We start from the raw sequence: 964 nt of genomic DNA on the forward strand, positions 1-964 counted from the left end.
GACATTGCGAACTACCCCAAGCCGTACATCGCGCTGTGCAGCGGCGTGATCATGGGCGGTGGCATGGGTGTGTCGGCGCACGGTTCGCACATGGTGGTCACCGAGGATGCGTTTGCGTCCATGCCGGAGATGAACATTGGCTACGTCACGGACGTGGGCATGTCGTGGTTGCTGCAGAACCTGCCGAAGCACCCGTCGCAGGCGCTCGGCGCGTTTTTGGCGCTGACGGGCTACCGCTTGAGCCCGGACGACATGCTGGCTACCGGCCTGGCGACGCACAAGGTTGCCTCGCTCGAGGGAGTGCTTGACGGGATCGTGGAGCATGGGCCCGGCTACCTCGACGAGATTGCGCTGGAGCAGGGTGAATCGCAGCTCGAGGCACTGTACGAGGACATCGAGGCCACCTTCACCGGCTCCTGGGCAGAGATCCGCGAGAGCCTTGACGGCGAGACCGGCGAGTTCGGCGAGTTCGGCGAGAAGGTGCAGGAATTGACCAAGCAGGCGTCCCCGTCGTCGCTCGTGGCGGCGGCGGAACTCATCGCAGCCAACGCATCGCAGGATCTGGCCGGCGCGCTGGACAATGAGCGTCGTCTCGGTGCCGTGATGGTGCGTGAGCCGGACTTTGCGGAAGGGGTGCGGGCGGTGCTCGTCGATAAGGATCAGGCCCCCAAGTTCGCCCCCGAGGCGGACCCCTCCAAATATCGGGACGTGCTGCGCTAAAGTAAATGGCGGTGTGGGGCTGAAGTTGCCCCCGAATCCCACACGCTGAAGGAGCAACGTTGACCGAAACCACAAACCCCCGCGACGACTGGAACCATAAGCTCACCCTCGCCCAGGAGATGCTGCCGCTGATCAGTCGCCTGCACCGCGAACACAACGCGGTCACCTCGGTTTACGGCCGCCTGCTGGTGGGTGTGACCGACATCGAGATCATCAAGGCACACCGCTACGCGCGTCGTATCGA

The 964-nt window shown here is 64.1% G+C and carries 1 protein-coding gene and 1 pseudogene; both read left to right on the forward strand.

The features are described from left to right. The coding region (locus HMPREF2617_RS08240) for an enoyl-CoA hydratase/isomerase family protein (RefSeq protein WP_070840495.1) at positions 1 to 720 on the forward strand (720 nt) is incomplete at its 5' end. A gap of 59 nt (positions 721 to 779) precedes the next feature. Further along, a pseudogene (locus HMPREF2617_RS08245) lies at positions 780 to 964 on the forward strand (glyceraldehyde-3-phosphate dehydrogenase); the annotation flags it as partial.

The organism is Corynebacterium sp. HMSC070H05, from assembly GCF_001837615.1.
GTDB lineage: Bacteria > Actinomycetota > Actinomycetes > Mycobacteriales > Mycobacteriaceae > Corynebacterium > Corynebacterium coyleae.